Origin of the sequence: Empedobacter sp. GD03739, from assembly GCF_029843245.1 — a bacterium.
Classification (GTDB): domain Bacteria; phylum Bacteroidota; class Bacteroidia; order Flavobacteriales; family Weeksellaceae; genus Empedobacter; species Empedobacter falsenii_B.
Window position 1 is genome coordinate 1 of the sequence record NZ_JAOCHX010000085.1, and the last position, 2,500, is coordinate 2,500.

The window sequence follows — 2,500 nt, forward strand, 5'->3', positions numbered from 1 at the left end:
TTTCGGGAACTAGAGACCGGCGCACGGGTGCGTAACGCGTATGCAACTTGCCCTACTGAAAAGGATAGCCCTTCGAAAGGAGGATTAATACTTTATAACAGATTTAATGGCATCATTAGATTTTGAAAGATTTATCGCAGTAGGATAGGCATGCGTAAGATTAGTTAGTTGGTGAGGTAACGGCTCACCAAGACGATGATCTTTAGGGGGCCTGAGAGGGTGAACCCCCACACTGGTACTGAGACACGGACCAGACTCCTACGGGAGGCAGCAGTGAGGAATATTGGACAATGGGTGGAAGCCTGATCCAGCCATCCCGCGTGTAGGATGACGGCCTTATGGGTTGTAAACTACTTTTATCTGGGGATAAACCTACTTACGTGTAAGTAGCTGAAGGTACCAGAAGAATAAGCACCGGCTAACTCCGTGCCAGCAGCCGCGGTAATACGGAGGGTGCAAGCGTTATCCGGATTTATTGGGTTTAAAGGGTCCGTAGGCGGATTAATCAGTCAGTGGTGAAATCTCATAGCTTAACTATGAAACTGCCATTGATACTGTTAGTCTTGAGTGATGTTGAAGTTGCTGGAATGTGTAGTGTAGCGGTGAAATGCTTAGATATTACGCAGAACACCAATTGCGAAGGCAGGTGACTAAACATTAACTGACGCTGATGGACGAAAGCGTGGGGAGCGAACAGGATTAGATACCCTGGTAGTCCACGCCGTAAACGATGGATACTTGCTGTTGGGCTTTCGGGTTCAGTGGCTAAGCGAAAGTTATAAGTATCCCACCTGGGGAGTACGTTCGCAAGAATGAAACTCAAAGGAATTGACGGGGGCCCGCACAAGCGGTGGAGCATGTGGTTTAATTCGATGATACGCGAGGAACCTTACCAAGGCTTAAATGCAATTTGACAGAACTAGAAATAGTTTTTTCTTCGGACAGACTGCAAGGTGCTGCATGGCTGTCGTCAGCTCGTGCCGTGAGGTGTTAGGTTAAGTCCTGCAACGAGCGCAACCCCTATCATTAGTTGCCAGCGTTTAAAGACGGGGACTCTAATGAGACTGCCGGTGCAAACCGCGAGGAAGGTGGGGACGACGTCAAGTCATCACGGCCCTTACGTCTTGGGCTACACACGTGCTACAATGGTAAGTACAGAGGGCAGCTACTTGGCAACAAGATGCGAATCTCAAAAACTTATCTCAGTTCGGATTGGAGTCTGCAACTCGACTCTATGAAGCTGGAATCGCTAGTAATCGCATATCAGCCATGATGCGGTGAATACGTTCCCGGGCCTTGTACACACCGCCCGTCAAGCCATGGAAGCTGGGGGTACCTGAAGTCGGTGACCGTAACAGGAGCTGCCTAGGGTAAAACTGGTAACTAGGGCTAAGTCGTAACAAGGTAGCCGTACCGGAAGGTGCGGCTGGAACATCTCATATTTAGAGAACGACGAATTTTCTTCTATTGTAAGAAGATTGATTTTGATTCGGCTTTTTATTCTGTAGTATTTAATATATAGTTAGAGATAGAGGTTAAGGTAAAGTAAAATATTAAGGAATAAAAACTTATTACTTATAACTTAAGACTTACAACTAACAAAAAGACCACTCTTTAAGAGTATTAAAGAGTCTCATAGCTCAGCTGGTTAGAGCGCTACACTGATAATGTAGAGGTCGGCAGTTCGAGTCTGCCTGAGACTACTAAAAACGAAGTTCGATTAATGAATTTCGAAATACGACAAAGAGGGGGATTAGCTCAGCTGGCTAGAGCGCTTGCCTTGCACGCAAGAGGTCATCGGTTCGACTCCGATATTCTCCACGAAGCGATAAACGAATCTCGAAGTTCGAAATTCGTCTAAAGCAGAAGAGTTCATTGACATTATTAGAAACAGATTATAATTTATTTATAATCGCATACAATCAAAAACAAACAGATTTAGAAATAAATCAAAGTTTTATAAAGGTATACAATTAATCAAGAAAACGAGTAAGATTAACATAACCGCTCATAATATGACGGTTAAATCGAGAAAAAAGTTACAAAGGGCGTACGGCGGATGCCTAGGCTTTGAGAGGCGATGAAGGACGTGATAAGCTGCGATAAGCTACGGGGAGCGGCACATACGCATTAATCCGTAGATTTCCGAATGGGACAACCCGGCATGTTGAAGGCATGTCACCCAGCAATGGGAGCGAACGTTGGGAACTGAAACATCTAAGTACCAATAGGAAAAGAAATCAATTGAGATTCCGTAAGTAGTGGCGAGCGAACGCGGATTAGCCCTAAAGACTTAATAAGGATAATAGAATAACCTGGAAAGGTTAACCGTAGAGGGTGATAGTCCCGTAAATGAAATTTTTATTAAGTTGATAACGAGTAAGGCGGAACACGAGAAATTCTGTCCGAATATGGGAGGACCATCTTCCAAGGCTAAATACTCCTCAAAGACCGATAGTGAACTAGTACTGTGAAGGAAAGGTGAAAAGCATTTCGAATA

Annotated in this window: 2 tRNA genes and 2 rRNA genes (1 of these 4 cut by a window edge); all 4 read left to right on the forward strand. The window is 44.6% G+C overall.

Annotation, left to right across the window (positions count from 1 at the left end):
• A 16S ribosomal RNA gene (locus N5E64_RS15395) occupies positions 1-1,442 on the forward strand; the annotation flags it as partial.
• Positions 1,443-1,629: 187 nt separating this feature from the next.
• A tRNA-Ile gene (locus N5E64_RS15400) sits at positions 1,630-1,703 on the forward strand.
• A 44-nt stretch (positions 1,704-1,747) separates the two neighbouring features.
• Positions 1,748-1,821 (forward strand) — tRNA-Ala (locus tag N5E64_RS15405).
• A 211-nt stretch (positions 1,822-2,032) separates the two neighbouring features.
• Positions 2,033-2,500 (forward strand): 23S ribosomal RNA (locus tag N5E64_RS15410) (it continues 2,314 nt past the right edge of the window).